Origin of the sequence: Pseudarthrobacter enclensis, from assembly GCF_030811655.1 — a bacterium.
GTDB classification, from domain to species: domain Bacteria; phylum Actinomycetota; class Actinomycetes; order Actinomycetales; family Micrococcaceae; genus Arthrobacter; species Arthrobacter enclensis_A.
In genome coordinates, this window is record NZ_JAUSRE010000021.1 from 15,343 (window position 1) to 38,002 (window position 22,660).

The following is a 22,660-nucleotide window of genomic DNA, read 5'->3' on the forward strand; positions in this document are numbered from 1 at the left end:
AAACCTTCGAAGACATCCTAATAGACGAATTACGTTTCATGAATAGCAATGCGTATGTATGCGGCGATTTGTGAAATGCTGGCAGCACGAGCTTGCATCTGCGGCCAGTGAGTCCAGGGGACCCGGCAGGGTTCATTACTGCTCTTGTTCACTCCGTCGGGAAATAATCAGAGAGTCCTAATGTGGTAGACCCCATCATCCTTTTCTTCATTCTTGGGGCGCTGGCCGGGCTGCTCCGGTCGGAGCTGCGCCTTCCGGCGGCAATCTATGAGTTCGTCACCATCGTGCTGCTGCTGGCCATTGGCCTTAAGGGCGGTGTGGAACTCGCCAAGCAGCCCTTTGGCGAACTGCTACCCCAGATCCTGGCCGTAGTGGCGATGGGATTCTTCCTTTCCCTTCTGGCCTTCCCGGTGCTGCGCTACCTCGGACGCTTCAAACGTGCCGACGCAGCCTCCATTGCCGCCCACTATGGCTCCGTCAGTGTAGGTACCTTCGCCGTAGCCATCGCCTACCTGGGCACTCGACAGGTCGTCTTCGAAGAGCACATGCCGCTGCTTCTGGTGATGCTGGAAGTACCAGCCATCATCGTGGGCATAGTTTTGGCGCGGGGAGTCTCCAAGGAGACCAGGTGGAAAACGGTCGCTCACGAGGTCTTCCTCGGAAAAGGCATTGTCCTGCTCCTGGGTGGCCTGTTCATCGGCTGGATCGCCGGACCCGACGGCCTGTCCTCCATCGAACCCCTGTTTGTGGACATGTTCAAAGGGATCCTTGCCTTATTCCTGCTGGAAATGGGGCTGCTGACAGCAACGCAGCTCGGAGGCCTGCGCAAATACGGCGTGTTCCTAGCGGCTTTTGCCATCATCATGCCGCTGTTCTCAGCCGTCATAGGTGCAGGGCTGGGCTGGGCATTAGGACTGTCGGTGGGCGGAACAGCTATTCTGGCAACACTGGCGGCAAGTGCCTCCTACATCGCGGCGCCGGCGGCCATGCGCATTTCCGTACCGGAAGCCAACCCCACGTTGTCGCTGGCGGCATCCCTAGGGATCACCTTCCCGTTCAACGTGGTGGTGGGGATCCCGCTCTACCACGCCCTGTCCATCTGGATCCATACCTTCGCGAGGGGATAAAGCCATGGAAAGCCACCGACGCAAGCTCCTGACCATCGTCACCGAGGCCGTCCTCGAATCAACCCTCGTCCGCGACATCGAGCAACACCACGCCCACGGATACACCATCACCGACGCGCGCGGGAAAGGCAGCCGGGGCGTCCGCGGAGCAGGCTGGGAAGCGAACAGCAATATCCGTATCGAGGTGGTCTGCGACGCCGTGATAGCGGAAGGCCTTGCTGCACACCTTCGCGAGCACTACTACGAGGACTACGCCATGATCCTGTTTCTGAGCGACGTCGAGGTCCTGCGGCCGGCCAAGTTCTAGGCCTTCGTGCCCTCCGCGGGCTGCCCCTTTTCAGGCACGAGCACAGCAAGGAGTTCGTCAAGCTGATGGCCGGCATCAACAGGGTGCCGGAACGGGCGGCCGAACACCACAGAATAGATGTTCCGCCTGCCTGCCCGTGTCCTGGTGATGTAGCCGGCCTCGACAAGGTCAGCAGCAATCTTCTGGGCGGCACGCTCCGTGACCCCCACCGTGGCAGCCAGGTCACGTAGCCGTATCTGCGGATCACGGGCAATGGTCAACAGTACGTGGGCGTGGTTAGTCAGGAACGTCCACCCGATGCCGCTGCCTGACACTTCGCTTTCCTTTGCTTCAAAATCTTCAGTCGCCACCCCTTGGACAATAGCGGATCTGGGCACGACGAAAGCGCCGCCGGTCCCAATCCACAGCAAGCACCCACAACGCTTATGATCGCCAGGCGCAGGAATCGTCTCGTTACCAAGCCGCCGGTCGTAGACGGCTAGATCAGGCTGTAAGTGGTGGTGCCAGCGATACCAAGGTGTAAGTAGTGCCGTCGCGGAGCATGGCCCAGAGGACATTGAGCCGCCGTCGGGCGAGCGAGAGCATGGCCTGGATGTGAGATTTCCCTTCCACCCGTTTTCGGTCGTAATAGGCACGTGAGGCCGGGCAGGATTTAAGCGCCGAGAGCCCGGAGAGGAAGAAGACGCGGAGCAGCCGGCGATCGTATCGTCTTGGCCGATGGTGGTTGCCGCTGATCCTTCCGGAGTCCCTCGGCGCCGGCGCCAATCCAACAACACCGGCGAACCGGTCCGCAGACTGAAAAACCGTCATATCTCCGCCGGTGGCACCAAGGAATTCGGCGGCAAGGACAGGGCCAAAGCCGGGCATGCTCAACAGCACCTCGGTATGCCGGTGTTCAGTAACCTTCTCGCTGATCAGCGCATCCAGTTCTTCCAGTTCCTCGTTCAAACTTGCCACTTCGCGGGCGAGGGCTGCGACAATCACCTCCCCGATGCGTTGGGCAGGAACGACGGTCTGCTGGGACTTCGCGGCTTCTACCGCAGCCGCAGCAACCGCTGCCGAGGAACGAGCACCGTGTTTCTTCAACCACGCCTGGATTCGCGCCTGGCCGGCACGGCGGATCCCATCCGGAGTCCGGTACTTGGTCAGCAACATCAGCGCGGCTTTGGATCGGCTGTAATCGAAGGTCCGCTCCAGCGCGGGGAAATACTCCAGGAGCTGAGCTTTGAGTCGATTAATCGACCTCACCCGATCCGCCGACTTGTCAGCCCGCCGGGCCGTTAGGAGTCGCAACCCGACGCTGATCTCGTCACCGGCGCGCAAAGGCTGCAGGTCAGTCCGCATCCGGGCCTGGTCGGCGATCACAGCGGCATCCTTGGCATCTGTCTTGCCGTCACCCCTATAAATCTTCGAGGCGTGGTGCACCGTCCGCCCAGGAATATAGAGAAGGTTCTGACCATGACCGACAAGCAACGCGATGAGCAGCGCCGGTCCGCCATGATTCAAGTCCATCGCCCACACCAAAGGACCACCGTCCGACAAGTCCAGGACCGTGCCCAAAAGTTGGATGAGCGCCGCTTCGTCGTTGGGAACCTTCTGCGAGAGCAGCCTGTTTCCCTCGCCATCGATCACAACGCAGTGGTGATGGGCTTTGCCGGCGTCGATGCCGGCCCATAATTGCACCAAGAACAGCCTCCAGTCTGTTGGATGAGAAGAGCCCAGCAGATAACCGCGCCGTCGTGTCCTTATCCGGCGATCATGTCGCGTCTCTCAATCAGCGGTCGGGTCATCGCGGGGTGGCGGGCGGCCAATCCTACGGAGCCGTCACGTGCAAGCGTGCGGTCCACAGCAGCCAAGCCATACCCGCCTCCCCTGGGTAGCCACGACCCTACAACGGCCGTGGAACTGAGCCCGGTAACAACATAAGGACAGCAGCCAAAAACGTCGTAGACAAACAGGGCCAGGGGGTCCGGAGCTCTGCGACGGTACCCCCTGGACCCCACAACCGGCCGCCCCAGCGGACGCCCATCAACTGGTTGCAGCGCAGCGGAAACCAAGGCGAGCCCGCGAGCCACGTTGGTGGCCGCAAGTGTGGTCCCCGGCGAACATGACGAAGGGCCGGCACGTTGATGACGTGGCCGGCCCTTCGTGGTTGTCCTCGGCAAAAAGGAAACTTGTGATGCAGCGTCAGCAGCGTCAGTGACCGCTGCTTCGTTTACAGCTCGTAGTGTCGGTGATCTTTCCTGGGCCGGTCTACCGGGCCGGTGGCTGGGCCTGCGGTGAGCAGGCTGAGTTCCAGGATGTCTTCAATGGGGCTCGCATCCGGGGCAACGGTATCGTCCTCGGTCATGCGGTATTGATCTGCCACGCTCGGAACTCCTTGGCTGGACGGGACTGCGGTGTCCTTTCACGGTATCGGCAGTTCCTGCGCGCGGGCTGGAAGTCGCGGCGCCCGCGCAGCGTTTACGCGGCCGGAGGAGCCCTGGCGGGCGAGGCCGCCGCGCACCTGGGGTAGATCCCGCGGGGAGGGCCGGACCCCTCAGTGGTGGAGTCCGGCCCTGTCGAAGCTAGCGCTTCAGGCGGCGGTCATAGGCCTTTTTCGGGTCGCGGCTGCAGTCTGCCAGCAGGCCGCGGTTGACCAGTTCGCCCAGCAGTTCCGCCAGCCTATACCCGGCGGTGTCCTCGAGCGCGAGCTTGAAGTACCGGGCAGCGAAGCTGGACTGTCCTTTGAGCCATTCGAGCCAGCCGATCAGGCACAACATAGGGGCGCGCTGGCCTTCCGGGGTGGCTTTCATCAGCTCGAACGCGACTTCCTGCGCCGCGTCCACGCGCGCCCAGTCCGGGCGGGCGAGGAACACACCGAGCAGGACGGAGGTGAACTGCTCGGGCGCGTGCGGAACGATGTCACCCATCATGTAGTCCCGAATGGTCGGGTGCTGCAACGCTCCTGCCAGCTGGTGCGCGGTCTCGGTCGTCAGGCTCTTAGGTTCGTCCAGTACCTTGGCCCAGGCAGCACGGCTTGCTTCCAGGTCTTCGGGCCAGCCGTCGGGCGTGTGCGCGCTGATAGCCTCGCGGGCCGTCTCTTCTCCGGTGAAGGGGGCCGGTGCGATGAACCCGGTCACGGCGCTTCCCCGGTAGATCAGGGCAGCGTTGCCATTGCTGGTGGTGATCGCATCCAGCGGCTGGTCGGGGCAGCAATTGGGGTCCGTGCAGTGGTAGTTCCGCCACAACTCCGAGGTCACCAGCCAGGCATCCTGCAAGGGCATCCCGGCGGTTTCCAGTTCAGTGCGCAGTGCCTGCACATGCCCGGCGTAGGGGCGGCTGCCGTCGGCTGTGCTCTCGTCGGTGTAGATGACCAGCAGGCTGCCGGTGGCGGCCTCGTCAGCGGTCAGGTAGCTGACGACGGTCTGGGCGAAACCTACCGTGTCCTGCCCGAACGGGGCATCCACGCGCAGGGTCGCGCCGATCTTGTTGCCCTGCAGGGTCAGTGCGACAAAGGACTCCGTGGGGTTCTGTCCCAGCGTGTGCGGAATGAAGGCCAGAACGTCGGCCGGACCGGTGAATTTGATGAAGTCGTTCATGGTGTTGCTCCTTTTTTGCCGAAAGGGTTGGTGGGTGGGGCGGCCAAGGTGACCGGCCAGCGTCCCCTCTCCCCCCGTTGTTTTGGCTGCTGGCGAAGCTTGCGGAGCTGTGCCCGTGCAGGCCCGTCTACCCGTAAGGGCAAGACCCGGAAAATCTTCGGAGGAAATAAGCGACGAAGGAGCGCCGGAGAAGACTTTTCCGGGGCGCAGGCCCCGGAGGAACGGAGGGGCTAGAAGGGCCGGAACGGGCACGTACAATCCGAAGGACAGCAGCCAAAAAGCGTCGCAGACACCCCAGGGCCAGGGGGTCCGGAGCTCTGCGACGGCGCCACTGGACCCAACAGCCGGCCGCCCCAGCGGACGCCCATCAACTGGTTGCAGCGCAGCGGAAACCAGGGCGAGCCCCGCGAGCCTGCCCTTCACCCCCGGGATCCACGATTAACCCCACCCGACCAACTGCCCAGGCGTGCCGCCGACGGCCGCCGCCCCTGCACCTGGTTGCTGCGGGATGGGCGGTCCGCCGCCGCCAACCACCAGCGAAAGCTGGCCACAGGCGGCGGACCGCCCGCGGTGACCGGCCCCAAAAGGACCGGCCACCTCCGGGCCTTATTCGCGGCGGTCGTGGAGCGGGACCGCTCCATAGTGTCCGGCCGCACGGCGGAACCTTGAGTCACTGCTGAAGATGAATGTGCCGCCGAACATGAACCACGGGGCGGGTTCACCGGCCCCAGTGATCGGCTCGGCGTGGACCACGGTCTCGCGGTGGAGGTGCTCGTTTTTGACGAGCCGGACGGCGGGCCGTTCCTCGGTGGCCTCGAAAACCGGGTCGATGCCCTCGCCAATGACGGTTACTTCCATGACGCGGGAGGAGATGCCCCGGTTTGAGAAGTCCGTGCCCAGGGCGTCGCGGTAGATCAGGGCGGTGATGCCCTTGGGGGCGGTGTCGTCGTTGCTCAAGGTTGCTCCTTGAAGATATTGGGGTGCTGTACTGCCCGGCTGCAGCCGGGCAGTACAGCGGTTGTCAGTGCTGGTTAGGCGGCGTCCCGCACGGCGTAGGGCATCCGGTACCGACCGGGGAGTTCGGCGGCGGCTTCGGGCAGGTCATCCGGGCCTTGGGCCTGCCCGTTCTTCCAGTGGAAGAACGCCTGCTCGCTTATCGCCGTCCAGAACCTCGCCTTGGTCCGATAGAAGGTCGTTCGTACGTCGCCCTCGCAATAGGTGGCCATGCCGAACAGGTTCCCGATCTCGTCGGCGGTACGGATCCCGGCGACCATGATGTATGGCCACTGGCCCAGGTCCCAGCCGTCACAGCCCCAGCTGGGGATCACGGCCCAACCGTGTTCGCTGATCTCGTCCATCCAGTCGTAGCCGTCGTTCATGTGGTAATCGACGAGCACGGGCACATCGTGGACCGTTTCGCCGGTGTCGACGGTGGTCACGGTCCTCTTAGTGACTGCGTTCATTGGTGTTGCTCCTTTTTTGCCGAAAGGGTTGGTGGGTGGGGCGGCCTGTGGTGACCGGCCAGCTTCCCCTCTCCCCCGTTGTTTTGGCTGCTGGCGAAGCTTGCGGAGCTGTGGCCGACGGAGGCCTGTCTACCCATGAGGGCAAGGGGCGGGAAATTCCCGGAGGAAACAAGCGACGAAGGAGCGCCGCAGGGACATTTCCTGCACCGCAGGCCCCGACGAAGGAGGGGCTAGACCGGCCGGAGCGGCCACGTACAATCCGTCAGGACAGCAGCCAAAAAGCGTCGCAGACAACACAAGGCCAGGGGGTCCGGAGCTCTGCGACGGCGACCCCTGGACCCAACAGCCGGCCGCGCCAGCGGACGCCCACACGGGTGCGAGCCCTGCGAGCATGCACCATCACCTACCGGTATCACCTACCGGTATGGCATGCTCGAAGGCGTAAGCAGCAGGATGTTTACACCCAGGGCAGAGGGGGCCCCTTCCCACCGGTTGCGGCCCTCTGCTGTGCCTGGTGGACGGTCATTGGAGTATTGAAACGAAGGGAAAGCCGATGGGTCTGTGGAGCTGGTTCGCCCGTCGGCGCAAGCCGACACCGGCTGCTCGTCGCCCCACCTTCGCAGCGGCCATTGAGCCGAAGGACCACGAGCCGTTGACTCCTGAACAGCTGGCAGATCTGAAAGCGGCATGGGCCGAACTCGCCGAGGCGGCGAAAGAGTCAGCCGCCACCAGTTTTCACGCCTGCTCACGGGGCGGGAAACCCTGGCAAGAAGATCCGGCAGCCGTGCGGAGTATGGCGGCATTACTCCGCCGCGTCGACGCGGAGGACGCCGCTACCGAAGGTCTCACGGCCACATAAAAGCCACCACGGACGTGCGTACTGGTTTCTCCCTTAGGGCTGGGCCCATGGCCGAGTCCCTTCCGCCGGCACTGCACCCACCAGTCGCGGTTGCCCTGACGAAACTCGTCAAGACCTTCCCCGGCCCAAACGCACTGCCCGGGGGCCTAAACGGTCCGGCACGTCCTTCCGTCACCCCGTCGGCTATCGGCGCTCCGGGCCGGAGCTGGACCCTGCAGAGGTCATGGTTACCCCTTAACTGAACAACAGGCACCGCTGACGACGGCGCCGCGGCGGGTTGTACCCAGTGTGGACAGCTTTGAGATTCATCCTCCGGTCTCCACCTGCCCACAATGGGCATAACCCGCTCCGGCACTGAGCCCGGCCGCCTTTGTCGTACCCCTCCCCCACACTGAAACCTGCAGCTTAGACGGCTGCATTTTATTGGCGTGTCTATTCGAATATACGTTCTAAGGTTGTGATATGGGACCGGAGCAAGCTTCCGCGCTGCAGGCGCAGTACGCGCGGCGTGCCGGCCCGATTGGGTTAACCGTGGAAGAGCTGGATTTCGAGCGCTTCCCGGCAAAGAACGGGTATCCGGGGATCCCGGTGAAGGCGTGGATCCGGTTCCCGAACTGCGCGGAGCTCGTGGACGGTGAGGTGTTCGCGTGGACGGCGAAAGCGGTCGAAGTGACGTGGAAGGACGGGCCGGTCACGTACCGGACCTGGGTGTGGAGTTCGGCGGTCACCCGCCGGGAGGAAATGATGAACAGGAATTTGGGAGAGCGGACCAGCCGTGACAGCAACAGTAAGTGAAACAACCATCGACGCACCCGTGGATGTCCGCTTCACCGCGGCCGGCACTCCCTTGGCCGTCCGTTACGACGGGCGGGTGTGGGCTGTAGCGGCGGAGCCGCTGCGCTGGTTCACCAGGGACTCTTGGTGGGAGACACAGCGGACCGTGCCGGTAGGGGTCGGAAACGTTGTAGATGTAGAGCACTGGCGGTTGCAGGTGCGCTTGGGAGCCTCGACTTCAGCTCTGCGGACCTTCAAGCTGCGCCGCGACCCGCTGACGGAGCAGTGGCTGTTGGAATCCATCACTGACAACTGATCCGCCCTCGCGTAGTTTTCCGGCGCAGACGCTTCAACTCTGTACTAGCTCATAGAGGGTGCCATGCTTGCTGATCATCGTAGATTCGACGGACTGGGCGAGAGCGGAGTCTTGTACGAGAAGGCCGAACTCGATGTTGCGGTTCTCGGCGCTAAAGGAGAAGTTGGCGCTGGTCAGCAGCAGCATCTCGTGGTCGATGACGACGAACTTCGCGTGGCTGACCACGGGCTTGCCGGTCGGCAACACGGCCGATCGGTAGACTGTCGCACCGCCGAGATGGGCTTTGATGTCCACGGCGTCGGCTTTGTCCCCGTCGACGTAAACGGTGACCGTCACCCCCGGTTGTTCAGCACTTTCCCGGAGCACTGACCACATCTTCGAGGTCTTCTCGAAGTTATATGTTGCGCAGGTCACGGACTGGCGGGCGGAGCGGACAAGCCGGTGAAACTCACCCGTAAGGTGCCCGATTTTGGCTTCGTGGCCGGGCATGGTCCAAACAGGTGTGAGATCTCGATGGACGGCCTTGGCTCCGGCTACAGCCTGTAGGACGGCAACCGACCGCTCAACCTCTGTGTGCCCCAGACCGGCGGCTGCAAGAAGCCGCCGGGCTCGTTCACGGCGGGAGGCGCTGACCGCTCCGAGAGCCTTGGTGACGTGCTGGCCGGTGGCGAGCTGTATGGCCAGGCCTTCGGCTTCGGAACCGGTGAGAAACTCTCCGAGTGCCCCAAAAGGGTCAGAAGGCATCAACGCTCCCGAAGAACCCGGGCACGGCCGGACCCATGATGGTCGGCAGATCCAGGAGAAAGCGCCTATCCAGGAACCGATTCGACTTCTCGCACGAGGTCTCCGAAGCGAACGTACAGCAGTGGCAGGCGGCACCATGGAGGAAGTCCTCCGGGTCGCTGGGAGTGCGCACCGCACAAACGGGGTCCGAAGAACACCGCGACGCCCGGCGCAGAGCCGATATAACGAGGCCCTCCAAGCGCGTGGGCTCGGACAGTGCGACGAGCCCCCCAAGAGTTCCCTCGCTGTCGGAGGCGGTGGTACAGATGAGCAGTCCGGCTGCTGCCTCGCGCTGCGGCCCCGAAGGCCATCCGTAGATGCGTTCAGTGAGGCTGGCCGCGCCGTAGCCGCAGGACATCGCCATCTCCCGAATGAGCGTGTGGGCGAAGGTGTGCAGCAGCCAGTATCGCGGGCCGGGCAGTCGCGTGTCCGGATCGACTGACGCGGCTGTCTCGGAGAAGCGGCGGGAGAAGTTCAGTCGGTGTGCCTGCTTGTGAGCTGCCCATAGCGGGGAGTCCAGGATCTTCTTTTCCCACTCGTCCACAGCTTCCAGGTCAAGCTGAAGAAAGATTCCCTCGCCGCGGTCTTCGGTCGCCGGCACCCAGGCTGGTCTACCCTTGCGTGTTAGTTTGACGAGGCGGCTGGCAAGGTCGTTCACCCGGTCCATCTCGTCGAGCCGGGTAAACCCGAGAACGGCGTTGATCTTTTTCATCCGGTTGACGGCGACGACTCGCGCAATGCGCGCGTGCAGGTTCTGCCCTCGTTGCATCTCAGTGACCATGAGGCCGCTGGAGTTTTGCTGCTGCGGGAACAGAGCCGGCTTTTGCAGGTAGCGCCATTCCGGCACGAGCAGCTCCACCGGGTCCCAAGTCGCGAGCTTCTCCTGGCGGACCTCCTCAGGATCGACGGGCGCGAGCACGTCCGCAACGGCTGCCGCAAGGCTCTGGTCAGAGACATCCTTGAGGTCGATCTTTCCGTCTGCCACGTCCCTGAGGGTGTCCAGATCGGAGGCGTACTTGGCGACCTTCTCGATTCCCACCGCAGCGCGCAATTGGTCAGCGAGGGCTTCGGCTTCTTCAGCGTCGGTGCGGGGCATGACAATGACCGACTGGGTAGAGGAGAACCAGAGGTTGGATGCCCCCATCATGATCAGGGTGGGACGGGCGCCGCATTCGGAGTCGAAGGCATTCAGGTGTGGGTGTCGTCCACGACATATCTGCGGGAGTTTGTCGCGCCCGGCCGCGCCTTGGGCCTCGGCCATGCCACGGGATGCGCCGCAGGAGGCGCAGCTGATGATCGAGCCGATGCTCTGGCCGATGTTCGCGTCCCGCATCTTCAAGTCAGGCAGCTCCGCTTTCGGGCAGGTTCCGCCTCGGTGCACCCATAGTGTGTAGGGGAATTCGTCGAGGTGGCCGTTGGTGCAGGTCAGCAGGTGCGGGGCGGGAACGGCAGGGCTCTGGCGGTTCCGTCCGGCTGCTCCGGGCGTTTTCCTGCCTCGGCCCGGACAGCTCTGGTGGGTGAACTGGGCCAAGTCCGGGCGGAATGGGTGGGTGTTCGTGTAACCGAAGCGCGGCAGGGGTCCGAGATAGTCGCAACCGGTGCAGCGGAACCACTGCGGGAAGGCGCGCGCCGGAACGCCGAGGTCGGATCCTTCCTTGGACATTGCTCCCTTCTTCGGCTGCCACGGGAACGGGCGGAGCGAGTCAACCTGAGGCCCAAGGTGGAGCCGTACGACATTCAGCAGCCGCGGTTCGACGATGGTCGGGATGAATTCCCGGCGCTTCCAGATCGGTTCCCAATCGTCGAGCCCGGCAGGCATGACAGCAAACCCAGGGAGGTCCATGATCGCGCCTGGGCCATAGGTGTAGAGCAGTGAAGAGGGCCGGGCGGAGCCAACCTTTGCACGATTCTTGACCGCTCCATCTTCGGCATCGGTCAGCGGGTCGAGCGTCTGCCCAGGATCGTGGAGCATGGCAAGGCTGTTTGTGGGCTCAGCATTGTCCTTATCGGTGGAGATGGTTTCGGCCATCAATCGTCCTCTCCCATTGGCAGGGTCCACTTCGGGGCTCCTTCGGGTGCCCGCGAGAACAGCCGCTCTGACAGCGGACTGACCAGTAGATTGATTTCCGGCTGCACCTCGCGCATCGAGTTGGCAATAACGAACGGGGCTTCGGAGGACCCTCCTATCGATGCCGTGGCATTCTCGGGACTGATGATCAAGGGCAGGTACTTATCGCCTTCGCCGGTGCGTTCGTATACGAGGGTCTTGCTCATCTCGGCAGCCCGCTTCGCGCGCTGGTGCCAGCGGTCGATGCGGTTCACGAGAAGGTCGCTTGCCCTCTTGGCGGTGTCCTCGTCCTGAGCGGCGGCCGCGATGCGTTTTTTTAGTCGCTCCGCCAGTGCTTCGAGCGCCTCTGGCTGCTCCTTGATCCGCCAGGCGCTGCGTTCCGGGGAGAGCCCGTCAGCGACGGGAGCCTGGAGCACCCGGGCGACACTGACCAGCAGCCCGTCGATACCGCGCTCCAGCGACGTCGGCGAATACGGGGTCACTGAGAGCGCCTCGACCTGGGCGTAGAACGTGTTGTGGTAGTTCCGGAACTGCTCGAAATGGGCAAGGTCCCGTGGGCGGGCCCAGTTCCCGAGTGCGACAACGAGACCGGGCCGGTCAGAGGGATCCCGGCCGACGCGCGAGGATGCCTGGATGTACTCTGCGGTGTTCTTCGGTTGTCCGACCACGAGCATGAGCCCGAGGCGCTGCACGTCAACCCCTACTTGGAGCATGGAGGTCGCCAGGACGACGTCGAATGGTGATTCTTTCCTGCGGGGAGCCTTCTTGTTGTCGCGGACGGCGGCCATGCGGGCCTGGACAGCTGTTGTTGTGTCGAAGTTGGAGTCGAACTCCAGGCCGAGCCGGTCCAGAGTTCTGCCGATCTCGGCCGAGGCGATCCGGGAGGTCAGCTCGGCGGTGTGCAGGTTGCCGAAAGCGGCGCCATATCGCCGGGGGAAGCCCGAGTCCTTGCGCGGATTACTGACCCTGTTCGCTACATCGTCTGCGACGTACCGGGCCATGCCCGCGAGTTCACGGGTGGCATTGAAGTAGCCGACCAGCGTCATGTACGGGTCCGCAGCGCTTCCGGCCCGGTCGAAAAGGAGCTGTCCCGCCAGTAGGAGTACCTCGGCTAGCCGGATTTCCGCACTGGAGAGGCGCACACCCTGGGCACTGACACCCAGGTACCGCCGCCCTGGGCTCTCCCGGCTGATCGGAACTTCCTGGGAGAAGTAGGTATCGGCGACGTCGAGCACCTGCGGGGGGAAGATCTCGACCTGCCGCCCGTAGAGTCCCCTCACCTGATCCTGGGCATTGCGCACTGTCGCTGTCGAGGCCACGATCAGGGGTTTCACTGGCTTTCCATCCGGTGTTTCCCATGAGGACAAGGTCTCTACGGCGGCTTCGAAGAGGCCGACAGCTGTGCCGAGGGCACCGGTAATCAGATGCAGCTCGTCCTGGATGATCAGGTCCGGTGGCCGCAGCCGGTTGACGGTCTGCACGGTCGCCGCTGGGTGCCCGTCCTTGCTCGCCGGGTGGGTCGTGGTGATGTCACAGTTGGAGTAGTCCGGGTGGACGTACCCGTGGCGTCCGCAGCGGCGGCTAACGTACCCGAAAAGTGCGGCTGCCTCGCCCTCTCGGGCAAGTCGGGCGAACTTGTCCACGGTCGCGATCACAAAGGCGGGGGTGAGGCGGTAAATCTCCTCGTCGACGGTGAGTACCGGGAGACCTTCTGCGACAGCGCCGCCCTTCGAGAAGGGGCAGCGGGCGAGGTCGTCGCCGCAGTAAACGAATACCCGGCGCACCGTCGCATCAGTCTTGACCTGGGCCGCTGTAATGGGCGTGCCACACCAGGGGCACCGCTGAATCTGGAGGACAGTCAGCCGGTGGGAACCGTATTCATTGGCCTTGGTGAGCTGCTCATCCGCTTCCTCAAACCGTTTCGGGCTCACGTCCGTGCCTACCCACAGCCCGATGCGGAAAGGCTCTGCGCCCCAGATCCCCTCATTTTCGCGGCGCGCCAGCTCGGCCGCGCACATCAAGGTCGTTGCCCGCTGGAACTGCTGGGCGGTCAGCAGTCGCAGGGTGTACCGCATGAGAACAGCTACGCCATCGCGCCCGTCGAGCTGGCCGTCAGTCGAGGAGACCAGCCCCTGGCGCCGGCGGATCGCGAAAGAGTAGGCAGCGAGGCCGAGATAGGCCTCGGTCTTGCCACCACCGGTGGGGAAGAACAGCAGTTCAACCCGCGCCAGATGATCGGCACTACGGAATTGTGCCGTCGGATCTGTCAGTGCGCCGAGCTGCATGAGGATGAACGCCAGCTGGAACGGACGCCACGAAGCTGCGCCCGGACCCTTTGAGGCGACTGCTGCCTGTGCTTGCTCGATCGTCACTGTTGGATCAGATGCCCGCAGGGCTGCTACTTGGGATTCGATGCGCTGATCGCGCATCACGCGGTTCATGAACTGGAAGCAGCGCAGCGCTTCAGCATCACTGGCGATATGTTCGAGCCCGTCGGCAAGCCGTTGGCGCGCCTGGGCCGCATCCCACAGGACCGCCTCGGCGGTCTCCTGAAGATGTGCGGGAAGATTCTTTGCAGTTGCCCCCTGTTCGTCGAGCCACGCACCATAGCCCGATACCAGGGGGGCCAGGCCCGCCTTCAGCCCCTCTGGTGTCACTGTCGAAAGCGCATCCATCGACAGCTGCGCGTTCTTCACCGATCGAGCGCGTGTCTGCGGCGTCTCAGCGACAGGAAGCCAGGTCGTAGAAACCTCAGCTGCCCGCCGGGAACCAGTGCGCGTCACCCAATCCACCGAGCAGGTGCGACCGATCGCGAACTCCAGGCGGTTGCGGTACTGGAGGTTCAACCGCTTGACCTCGTCGTCATGCTCCGGCCAGTCCTGCTCCAGCGCATCCCGCACCGGGAGAAACACCTCCGCCCCGCCGGCGTTCACGCGGAGCTGGGTCTGGAACAGCCACATGTTCACCGGGATCGGCATCGGCGTCTCCCGGTCATTGCACAATGCAATCTCCACTAGCACCCGGCCGAACTGCGGATCGTCGTACCTGTCCACCCGCAGGCAGATTGCATCCCGGAGGGTAATCGTGGCAGTCTTCCCCGGGGACAGGTCGGCGAGGGTGATCGTGCGTGGTTCTTCGACGGGAATGCGCTGGTAGTGGCGAATGGGGCGGCCAGCTTTGGTGACCTGGTCGGTCTCAACTGTCGAGTACGTACCCCATGATGCGGTAACTGTGAACGAGGCCAGGTCTGCGGGCACTTGGAACCGCAGGCCCATGGATGCCGGAATCATCAGACCCTGCTTCGGGGTGCGGTCCTCCGGGTCATCGTCTTCCGCATCCGTAGTTGTCTCGTCGGCAGCGAATGCTGGAACGCCGCGCTGCTCGCGCGCAGCGTCATCATCCATGCGGGCCTCGACGATGTGCCCGCGCTCCGGGGTGTTTTCGGATGCGCCATCTTTCAGAGCCTTGCCTGTGAGCTTCACTGGAGCGATGTGCCCCACCAGATACTGGGAGCGGGGACTGAACGGCAGAACTTCCTCGGGTCCGTGAATGGGCCCGAGCAGTTCCCGCTCCAGGATGTCGGCCAGGTTCTCGCGCACCATGAATGACGAACCATCCAGCTCATGGTTGAGCTCGTACGGCTTCTGTGGTGGTCGCCCGGTCGTGGTTTCGCTCATGAGAACAGTGTCTCCATTCCCTCCGACATAGACTTCGCTTTTCGGCCCTTCGCTGGTTTCTTCGGACTCGCAGCGGACTCAGCAGCCGCACGGCGCTGGTTCTCCTCCAGCAGGCGATCAAGGATCTCAACTCGAGCGGCAGGGCTCACCGTCCAGCGCTCCACCTGACGGTATGTGTGGAAACCATGCCCCAGCGGAACATCTGACCAGCCGTAGGCGTCCATCACCGCCTCGTCCAGCTCGACGTGGATCGCGCGCAGACGCGCGACATCAGGATCGGAATCGTTGGAAAGTAAGGGGTCGTTCACGAGATTGTAGAGGTTCGTCAGTCCGAGGACCCGCCGAAGCATGATCTCTCGCCGTTCCTCATCAAGAGTCCGGCCGATACGCTTCAGCCATTCGGTTGGTTCAGGTCTCGGAAAGGTCAGGAAGACATCGGTGGGCGTGTAGCGCACTGTATTGTGACCAAGCGTCGATCCACGCATCACTGCCCAAAGTTGATGTCCCGATGACGTCAAAACAGCTTGGTCAGCATAGGAATCCGTCGCAAAGACTGCTGTCCCGTGACTGAATATCTGCCGCGTCTCAACTCGGAGAGGCGTTACCGCCACTGAATGTAAGTTGATGGCAAGGGCTTCGTCTAGGTCAGCGATGGCTTTGCGCATCGCTGGTCTCTTGTCAGCGTAGTGCCACCAACGCTGGGGCAGGGGCTTTCGTAAAGCGTAGTTGCCGTCCGGCTTAAGCCTCTGACGCTCTGGTCGCACCTCTGTATCAAGGCGCTGATACGGAAGTTTGTAGGTACGCGCCAAGTCCTCCGACCAGTCGTTAAAGTCAATCACCCACCGACTCGCTGAACTGTCTGCGCGTGAGTTGAGGTCGTCGCCAGTGACGTATGGGAACAGGACCTCTGCGTTCCGCACGTCTTCGGTGATCCACCGTCGTGCTTCGTCCTGATCCAGAACAAAGCCCATGCCCAGCACGTAGCACCCGATGAACGCAATACCCTCGTTCTCCGCCAGTCGTTTCGGGATGCCCTCGGCTCTGCCGGTTGGTTCAAGCAGTGTGCTGATCCGGCGCACCTCAACACCATTGCTGATACGAGGCACCTCGTCGGCCACCGGCCCTCGGCTTCCCCAGACCGCGGCGAATTCGAGATTGGCGCTGGCTGCGGGCCACTGTCTCGACTGGATAGCCGCGGTGATAGTGAAGCCGCGGGCGGCCATTTGGTCGAGGCTTACTTCGCGGCTGTCACCTTGGGCCACTGTGTTGGTGGCGATTAGGCCAAGAGTGCCTGCTGGCTTTGTCAGCGCTAAGGCGCGAAGGAAGAAGTAAGCGACCAGGTCGGCGTTGCCCTTAGCGCCGTCGGCGATTTGATAGACAAGCCAGTCACGTGTGTCCACCCCGACCGCTCCGGAGACCTTCTTTCCGCCAAGGAATGGAGGGTTTCCAACAATCGCGTCGAAACCGCCGTGATCTACCATGACGTCGGGCGCTTCAAGCAGCCAGTGCAGCGGTTGCCACCGCTTGTAGTCGGTCTGCACAGTCGGGGTGAGGCCGCGGTCGATCAGGGCGTCGAGCCACTTGCTGTCCGGTTCCCCGTCGCCCGGCCTCGGATGAGCCTTCTTTACAGCTTCGCGCAAGTTCCCGTAGGCGTCGTCCAGTGCCTTGCCCGGCTTGCCTCCGAGAGGAAGTCCCGCCGCGATCACGCCATCGGCGATCATGCGCAACGATGCGGTGACCTCGCGAAGCTCTCGCAGCTGCCGGTTTTTAGCGGCACTGCTACGCGCGGGGTCGTCTTCATCGATCTCTGTGGCGAGACGGTCCCGCAGAGCGACGGCCTTGCGGATAATCGTGTCGATGTCGACGTCGAAGATTTCGAACATCTGGCTCGACGAGACACGCGTTGGGTCGATGTGAAGCTTGCGGAGCTGATCGAGGCTGCTAAGTCCGAGCAGGGAATTGCCGAGGAAAACCTTGTCGTCGACAAAGGAGAATGGAAGATCACGGTCGAGGGAAACGAGCCAGAGGGAGAGCTTGCACATCTCAACGGCCATGTCATTGATGTCAGCTCCGTAGAGGCAGGTCGCAACCACCTGGCGGATGGCACGCCCGTACAGGTCCTTGCGTTGGGAGTTGGCGGGGTCTTCCTCAGTCCATGCCTCCACCACGCGGTCTGCGAGGTACCGGGCAGCAGCCACGAGAAACGCCCCAGACCCGCAGGCAATATCGGCAACCTTGAGTCCCAGCAGTTCGTCGGAAGACTTCAGCTTCCACTGCTCGCTGTTAGCGGTCTGATGCGAGCCGGGAGAGTAGCACAGCGGCTGGAGAGCATGTAGAACGACCTCTTCAGCCAGGGACTTCGGCGTGTAGTGGGCGCCGGCGTTCTTTCGTGAAGGGGTTTCCTTCACCACCAGCCCTCCGTTCAAGACAACGAACGGGTGGCCCCGCAAATCAGGCCTGATGAGTCCAAGCCATGGCCTGATGCGGTCGCGCAATATTTCGTCGTCTCTGACAGTCTGTGCGAGGGCACTAATTGCACTTGGGTCGGCTTCCGTGGTGATTGCCTTGGCGATGGCAGCCGCTGACGACGGGTTCGCTGAGGGCTGGTCTTTCTCAACCCAGGCACGGATCGCCGCGGCAAGCTTCTTCGGGTCATCGTGTGCAGTAGCGAGTTCTTCAAGTACGGCCAGCGGGATCTCGGGCTCCGCTCCGGTGGTTCCAATCATGCCGAGGGTGGGCTCACTCACACGTGTCGCTGTATAACCAAGCAGACCTTCATAGATGTAGCCGATCTGCTCGACGTCGATGTCGCGGAACGAAATCTGCCGGCTTTCGCCTTTCACGTAGGCCACCTGAATGGAGCGCAGCACGTGGAGCATCACCCGGTCGGAGACCGTGACGGCCAGAGCGCCCTGTTCATCTGTGCCCGTGAGAAAGGGGAACCGTGCCGGGTCAAACAGCGATCCTCCGTAGGCCGGCATGCGGAGGTTCTCGAACGATGCCCCTTTGTAGAGAGCCTGGCTGGTTGCGAGCAGCCGGTGCCAGGTCAGCGAGGTGGCATCGAGGGCTTCCTCGCTTTCCTCGTTCTTCCGGGCAGTGACTCGGTCGAGTTCGCCGGCGATACCGTAGCCCTGCTCAAAAAGCTCCCCCGCAGGAAGCAGGCCGCGCTCTTCAGCGAACAGCAGGAACACCGCCCTCATCATCACGGTGACGGCAGCCTCGTATGTGTCGTGGTTTCTATCCGGGAGCGGGTCGGGCAGGCCACGGCGTCTAGCCTCGGCAGCAGACTCTGAGAACGACTGTATGAGCAGTTCGACAGCCCGGCGCACCTGCGCGCCGAGCGCTTCAGTGATCTCCTCCGCTGCGGCGATGGACTCCTTAAAAAGCACAGGGAGGCGCTCGGCGGGGTCGCCGCCGATGATGTGCTGTCTCCCGACGAGAGTTAGGAAGGCGTCCCGTGCCCGGGGCTCTTCCACCCAGGTGAGCGCATCCACTATGCCGGAAGCGGCCATGCTGCCCTCACGGGCGCAAACCAGGCCCCACCAACGACCGTCAGTGACTATGCCGATCTCCACTCCGTTTTCGCGTAGGAGAGCCTCACAGCGATCGATCGGAGTTGCGGCCCACAAATCGCTGGGTGTCTGGCGCAGCGAGTCCGTCGGATCTACGACGAGCACGAGCGCGCCAAGCCTCTCCGCGCCGAGAAGGGCTCCCTGAGCGATGACGCTGACCGCCCGGTTGGGCGACTGTACCTCCACGCCGGGGACGATGCCCCATTCCAGTGATTCACCCCACCCGACGACGTCCCGCAGAACGGTCTCGACCCACTTGTCACGTTCTGTCCGGTAGCCGCCCAACCTGATGTCACTGCCGGGGTCGCGGTCGAGGGCTTCCCAGGCGGACTCGAACGCCTTGCGGGCTTCGACCAGGGCGTCAAAGCGGTCGGAGTGAGTAGCCCGGAAGTCCGGGATGCCATTAGGCCAGACCCGTTTGAGCGGCGGGATAGCAAGGAAGGGTCCATCTGCATCGACGAGCTGGAGCCACGCCCGGTGCAGGTCTGTAGCGTTGGTCTTTAGAGCAGTGGCCTTCCTGGGTCGTGCCATCAGTTGGTCCATCCTTCTGCGTCATCACGTGTGAGGGCGAATACGACTGCCGCGGCTGTGGTGTGGGGCTTGACGTCGGCATACCGTTCTCTGATCGCGTCGATCTCACGGGCTTCTTCGTCGTCGAGTTCGTCCAGGCGGCGTTCCATCGCTTCGATGTCCCGGCGGCGTTGGCGCTGCTGGTCATCAGGCAGGAGCATTGCTGCGGCCTCTTCATCGGCGCGCCGCAGACGGGCGAGCGAGTCGCGGAGGTTCGTGCGGAACGCCGCGAAGATGTCCCGTGCCCGCTGGACATCTGCTTCCTGGCGACGCGTGAGCTGTTCCAGGACGAGCTCGTGGCGGCGACCGGCGCGGGCCTGCATGGATTCTTCGAGACGGACGCGCAGCGGGGCATCGGTTACGTTCCACAGGTCGCAGAGTTGGTCACGGACGCGCTCGTCCGCCAGTGCGATTTTCTCGCCGTCGAGTGCGTGGTCCAGGGCGGTTTCGGCTTTTTCCTCGGCCATTGCGCGGCGCCCATGCAGGCGGACACCGGCCAAGAAGACTTCCTCGTGGAGGCGGATGCCGCCTCGCCCGACGAGGACCATGCGGGTGACTGCGGCGACAAATGATTCGGGCAGATCGTCCACCACGACGGCTGTCACGCGGCTGAGTGGTGAGTCGACGCTCCATAGTGATCGGCGCAAAAGACGCTGTGCCTTCTGCACGATTGGGTGTCCGAGGTGCACGTACACGAGTTCGTTGCGCCCGTCGGCGGCGTTGGGATCGAAGGTGATGGGCCGTAAGAATTCGGGCTTCAGACGTGTCGGCAAACCTTTGAGGGCTGCGCTCCATCCCGCCGAGAGGCTGGGCACATCGAATACTTCGGCGTCAGTGACGTGATCGAAGTTGTGGTTGGGTGTGAGCGGCTGCTGGTGGTTGATCCGCAAGGCGGTGTCGACCACACGACGCAGGTTCGCTGGATCCAGGTGCATCTCCGTGCGTGAGGCCTCGTAGCCCTGTTCAAGCTGTGTCAGCCGCGCGTTGAGCTCCATGCCGCCGGCCAGGGCTGTGTTGATGACGTTGTTCGTGTCCACTCCCTTTGCCTTGGAGCGCACGGGTGCACGCTTGCCGAAGTGGCGCTGGATCTCGTCACCAATCACTTGGTTGACCGAGCCGAGGTCCTGCTCGACGTTTGCGACCTTTCTCGCGACGCGGGCCATGAAGGAGGCATCCGCTGCGTAGACGGAGGATTCACTGGCCGGAGCGAAGTGGAAGACCAAAGGTTCCTGTTTCTGGCCGTACCGATCGATACGGCCGATACGCTGCTCCAAGCGCGACGGGTTGAACGGGATATCGAAGTTCACCAGCCGGTGGCAGTGCGTCTGGAGATCAATACCCTCGCCGGCCGCATCCGTGGCGAGCAGGAGCCGCACTGGTTCTTTATCGGGGTCCTCGGTGAACTGTGACCGGATGTACTCGCGGTCTTCGGGCGAGGTGGAGCCTTGGATGACCGCGAGCCTGTCCCCGTACCCGCGCTGGGTCAACACACGAGTCAACCAGTCGACAGTGTGTGCGTATTCGGTGAACACCACGACGCGGTCGGGCGAAAAGCCTTTGCCATCCGGACGGCATACGGAATCAAGGTACTTCAGCAACTCATCAAGCCGGGAGTCGGCGCGGGACTCGTAGCTCAGCCCCCAGTCCATGAGCGCATTCAGCTGGTGGGGTTCAGCGGCGACCAGCGGATCCGAGCCCTTCGATTCGCGAAGCCGCTCGGCCTCATCCTGCTCCCACAGACCCTCTTCCTCATCCGACTGCCCTTCTCCGAAGACGTCATCGTAGTCGTCGTCTGCCAGGCCTCGGCCGGCTTTGGAGCTGATGTAGTGCGAGAGCGTCTGCCCGAACGCGAACGGGCTGGACAGGAACCGTTTCTTCAGCAGCATCGTGACGATGTCGCCGCTGGGTTTGGTGCCATTGGCCTTGGCGCTCTTGACGACGATCTGGTCCAAGAGCTCGAACATTTCCTGTTCGTCCTCGCGCGGGGTGTAGGACAGCGCGCTGACCTTGCGCTTCTTGAAGTCCTTGCCGGTCAGGTCACTCTTGAGGCGGCGGACGGTCACATCCTTGAGTGCCTTCGAATCCAGGAGCGCCCCGCGGGAGAAGCGCCTGGAATCGATCATCTCCATCAGAGCCGTGAATGATTCCGGGTGCCCGTTGTGCGGGGTCGCCGAGAGGAAGAGCCGGTGTTCGCACCTTTCCGCGAGCTCCCTCACCGCCACGGTGCGCTGCGTGTCCACTGCGTACCCGCGGCCACCTGCGATTGCCGGGGGACTGGACGGGGCAACGTGGTGGGCCTCGTCGACCACGAGGATGTCGAATGCAAAGCGTTTCGCCGTCTTTGGGCTTTTCACTTGGGAATACACATCGCGCAGCAGCCGCTGGGAGCGGACGTGCGGTAACCACGCCATGCTCACAATGACACGCGGGAACATCAGGAACGGGTTGGCGTGCAGCCCGTGGGTGCGGCGCACCTGCGCCATCAGTTCAGAGTTGACGATAGTGAAGTCGAGCCCGAATTTGTCCCGCATCTCGTCTTGCCACTTCAGTGACAAGCTCGGAGGGCACACGATGACCGCTGTACGGGCACGGTGCCGCAGCAGCAATTCCTGGATTACCAAGCCAGCTTCGATGGTCTTTCCCAGGCCGACGTCGTCGGCCAGCAGCAGGTTGGTGCGAGGCGCGCCGAGCGCGCGGCGCAGCGGCTCAAGCTGGTACGCCTCGACATTCGCGCCCGACCAAAACGGAGCCTGGTAGCGGTTTGGGTCAGCACTGGTGACCGCACCCCATCGCATTGCGTCCACAAAGCCAGCCAGGGTGGTTGGGTCATCAAACTGCTCGGCGTAGATCGTCTCCGGCAGACCCTGAGCCGGGGTTACTGTGTGACCTACTTCGAGCTCCCACACGACTGACAGCTGTTCCCCAAGACGGTCCTCGTCCAGGGACTGTAAATCCACCACATGCGAAATCTGTGCCACCGACTCGTCGGCCGGGCTGCGAGGGAGTCCCTGTGCCTGGACATTGACCACGGCCCATGTTGACCCACGAACTTCGACGACCTGGCCGGGCTCCGGCAACGGCGGTGCGGCAACAGCAGATGTTGACACGTATGCTCCTAGCTCCGTTGCTCCACCCCATACGAAACCCGCAACGTCGCAACGGTGACGCACGGGTGGATTCATCTAATCACTTCCCGTCTCTCCGCTAGACCGATTTCATGGACTGCGACGTGTCAGGTAGTCGTTCGCAACAGAGGTGCACTAATGATCGACCAGTGTTCAGAGCTGATTTGGGCCACAAAGACTTGGCCCATGAGCGCGCTGCAACCTGGGCAGATAAAGGCACTGTAGGACTCCCCCTTGCCCTGGCTGCTGCGCTGTTCGATTCTCGCTTTGGATACCTTGGCACCAGATTGTGCGATCCAGGTATCAATTGCCCGGTGGAACATCGGGATGGTTTTCGTACCTTTTTGAGACCCACCTTGTTCTTCACAACCACTCCGGGTAGTCGCGCACGTATGCAGCTCCCCACGGACCCTTGTTTACACGCCAACTTCAGCGCAC

General features: G+C 63.0%; 16 protein-coding genes. 5 read left to right on the forward strand and 11 right to left on the reverse strand.

From position 1 onward, the window contains the following. Positions 1-182: 182 nt before the first annotated feature. Together J2X98_RS17505 and J2X98_RS17510 are read left to right on the forward strand one after the other, a co-directional pair. Positions 183-1,127, forward strand: a complete 945-nt coding sequence (locus J2X98_RS17505; RefSeq protein ID WP_019481130.1) for a sodium-dependent bicarbonate transport family permease — start codon at positions 183-185, stop codon at positions 1,125-1,127. Between the two features lie 4 nt (positions 1,128-1,131). After that, entirely contained in the window at positions 1,132-1,434 is a 303-nt protein-coding gene (locus J2X98_RS17510; protein ID WP_019481131.1) for a P-II family nitrogen regulator, read from the forward strand. Here the strand turns inward: J2X98_RS17510 and J2X98_RS17515 are convergent. The 6 genes from J2X98_RS17515 to J2X98_RS17540 all read right to left on the reverse strand — a co-directional run bounded on the left by J2X98_RS17515 (position 1,431) and on the right by J2X98_RS17540 (position 6,478). Beyond that, on the reverse strand, positions 1,431-1,748 hold the full coding sequence (locus tag J2X98_RS17515; protein ID WP_019481132.1) for a helix-turn-helix transcriptional regulator: 318 nt from the start codon (positions 1,746-1,748) through the stop codon (positions 1,431-1,433). The two genes, J2X98_RS17510 and J2X98_RS17515, sit on opposite strands and share 4 nt — an antisense overlap. A 169-nt stretch (positions 1,749-1,917) precedes the next feature. After that, complete coding sequence (locus J2X98_RS17520; RefSeq protein WP_170838002.1) at positions 1,918-3,120, reverse strand: IS110 family transposase; 1,203 nt, start codon at positions 3,118-3,120, stop codon at positions 1,918-1,920. 529 nt (positions 3,121-3,649) lie between these two features. Beyond that, entirely contained in the window at positions 3,650-3,802 is a 153-nt protein-coding gene (locus J2X98_RS17525) for a hypothetical protein (protein ID WP_307310738.1), read from the reverse strand. A 199-nt stretch (positions 3,803-4,001) separates the two neighbouring features. After that, a complete protein-coding gene (locus J2X98_RS17530) occupies positions 4,002-5,015 on the reverse strand; it encodes a DUF4192 domain-containing protein (protein ID WP_307310741.1) in 1,014 nt (337 codons plus the stop codon). Between the two features lie 606 nt (positions 5,016-5,621). Beyond that, positions 5,622-5,972, reverse strand: a complete 351-nt coding sequence (locus J2X98_RS17535; protein ID WP_307310744.1) for a hypothetical protein — start codon at positions 5,970-5,972, stop codon at positions 5,622-5,624. Positions 5,973-6,046: 74 nt separating this feature from the next. Beyond that, positions 6,047-6,478: a hypothetical protein gene (locus J2X98_RS17540; RefSeq protein ID WP_307310746.1), complete on the reverse strand. Its 432-nt coding sequence runs from the start codon at positions 6,476-6,478 to the stop codon at positions 6,047-6,049. A 553-nt stretch (positions 6,479-7,031) separates the two neighbouring features. Here J2X98_RS17540 and J2X98_RS17545 point away from each other — a divergent pair. The 3 genes from J2X98_RS17545 to J2X98_RS17555 all read left to right on the forward strand — a co-directional run bounded on the left by J2X98_RS17545 (position 7,032) and on the right by J2X98_RS17555 (position 8,427). Then, complete coding sequence (locus tag J2X98_RS17545) at positions 7,032-7,337, forward strand: hypothetical protein (protein ID WP_307310749.1); 306 nt, start codon at positions 7,032-7,034, stop codon at positions 7,335-7,337. A 462-nt stretch (positions 7,338-7,799) separates the two neighbouring features. Beyond that, positions 7,800-8,132, forward strand: coding sequence for a hypothetical protein (locus J2X98_RS17550; RefSeq protein WP_307310751.1), 333 nt, complete (start codon positions 7,800-7,802; stop codon positions 8,130-8,132). Further along, positions 8,113-8,427: a hypothetical protein gene (locus J2X98_RS17555; RefSeq protein ID WP_373460920.1), complete on the forward strand. Its 315-nt coding sequence runs from the start codon at positions 8,113-8,115 to the stop codon at positions 8,425-8,427. Before J2X98_RS17550 ends, J2X98_RS17555 begins: the two co-directional genes overlap by 20 nt. Positions 8,428-8,460: 33 nt before the next feature. On the opposite strand, the gene drmC is transcribed toward J2X98_RS17555, so the two are convergent. Genes drmC through drmD form a run of 5 tightly spaced genes read right to left on the reverse strand, consistent with a single transcriptional unit; the run spans position 8,461 to position 22,204 of the window. Then, positions 8,461-9,171, reverse strand: a complete 711-nt coding sequence (drmC, locus tag J2X98_RS17560; protein ID WP_307310753.1) for a DISARM system phospholipase D-like protein DrmC — start codon at positions 9,169-9,171, stop codon at positions 8,461-8,463. Beyond that, positions 9,161-11,239, reverse strand: coding sequence for a DUF1998 domain-containing protein (drmB, locus tag J2X98_RS17565; RefSeq protein ID WP_307310755.1), 2,079 nt, complete (start codon positions 11,237-11,239; stop codon positions 9,161-9,163). Before drmB ends, drmC begins: the two co-directional genes overlap by 11 nt. Then, on the reverse strand, positions 11,239-14,955 hold the full coding sequence (gene drmA, locus J2X98_RS17570) for a DISARM system helicase DrmA (protein WP_307310758.1): 3,717 nt from the start codon (positions 14,953-14,955) through the stop codon (positions 11,239-11,241). The genes drmB and drmA overlap by 1 nt, the downstream gene beginning before the upstream one ends. After that, complete coding sequence (locus tag J2X98_RS17575) at positions 14,952-19,058, reverse strand: Eco57I restriction-modification methylase domain-containing protein (protein WP_307310763.1); 4,107 nt, start codon at positions 19,056-19,058, stop codon at positions 14,952-14,954. The genes drmA and J2X98_RS17575 overlap by 4 nt, the downstream gene beginning before the upstream one ends. After that, positions 19,058-22,204, reverse strand: coding sequence for a DISARM system SNF2-like helicase DrmD (gene drmD / locus J2X98_RS17580; protein ID WP_307310765.1), 3,147 nt, complete (start codon positions 22,202-22,204; stop codon positions 19,058-19,060). The genes J2X98_RS17575 and drmD overlap by 1 nt, the downstream gene beginning before the upstream one ends. Positions 22,205-22,660 lie beyond the last annotated feature (456 nt).

Bases quoted from the DNA above. Each gene is read 5' to 3' on its own strand.
- J2X98_RS17510 (WP_019481131.1), top strand. From the start codon at position 1,132: ATGGAAAGCCACCGACGCAAGCTCCTGACCATCGTCACCGAGGCCGTC.
- J2X98_RS17530 (WP_307310741.1), bottom strand. From the start codon at position 5,015: ATGAACGACTTCATCAAATTCACCGGTCCGGCCGACGTTCTGGCCTTC.
- J2X98_RS17540 (WP_307310746.1), bottom strand. From the start codon at position 6,478: ATGAACGCAGTCACTAAGAGGACCGTGACCACCGTCGACACCGGCGAA.
- J2X98_RS17545 (WP_307310749.1), top strand. From the start codon at position 7,032: ATGGGTCTGTGGAGCTGGTTCGCCCGTCGGCGCAAGCCGACACCGGCT.
- J2X98_RS17550 (WP_307310751.1), top strand. From the start codon at position 7,800: ATGGGACCGGAGCAAGCTTCCGCGCTGCAGGCGCAGTACGCGCGGCGT.
- drmC (WP_307310753.1), bottom strand. From the start codon at position 9,171: ATGCCTTCTGACCCTTTTGGGGCACTCGGAGAGTTTCTCACCGGTTCC.
- drmB (WP_307310755.1), bottom strand. From the start codon at position 11,239: ATGGCCGAAACCATCTCCACCGATAAGGACAATGCTGAGCCCACAAAC.
- drmA (WP_307310758.1), bottom strand. From the start codon at position 14,955: ATGAGCGAAACCACGACCGGGCGACCACCACAGAAGCCGTACGAGCTC.
- J2X98_RS17575 (WP_307310763.1), bottom strand. From the start codon at position 19,058: ATGGCACGACCCAGGAAGGCCACTGCTCTAAAGACCAACGCTACAGAC.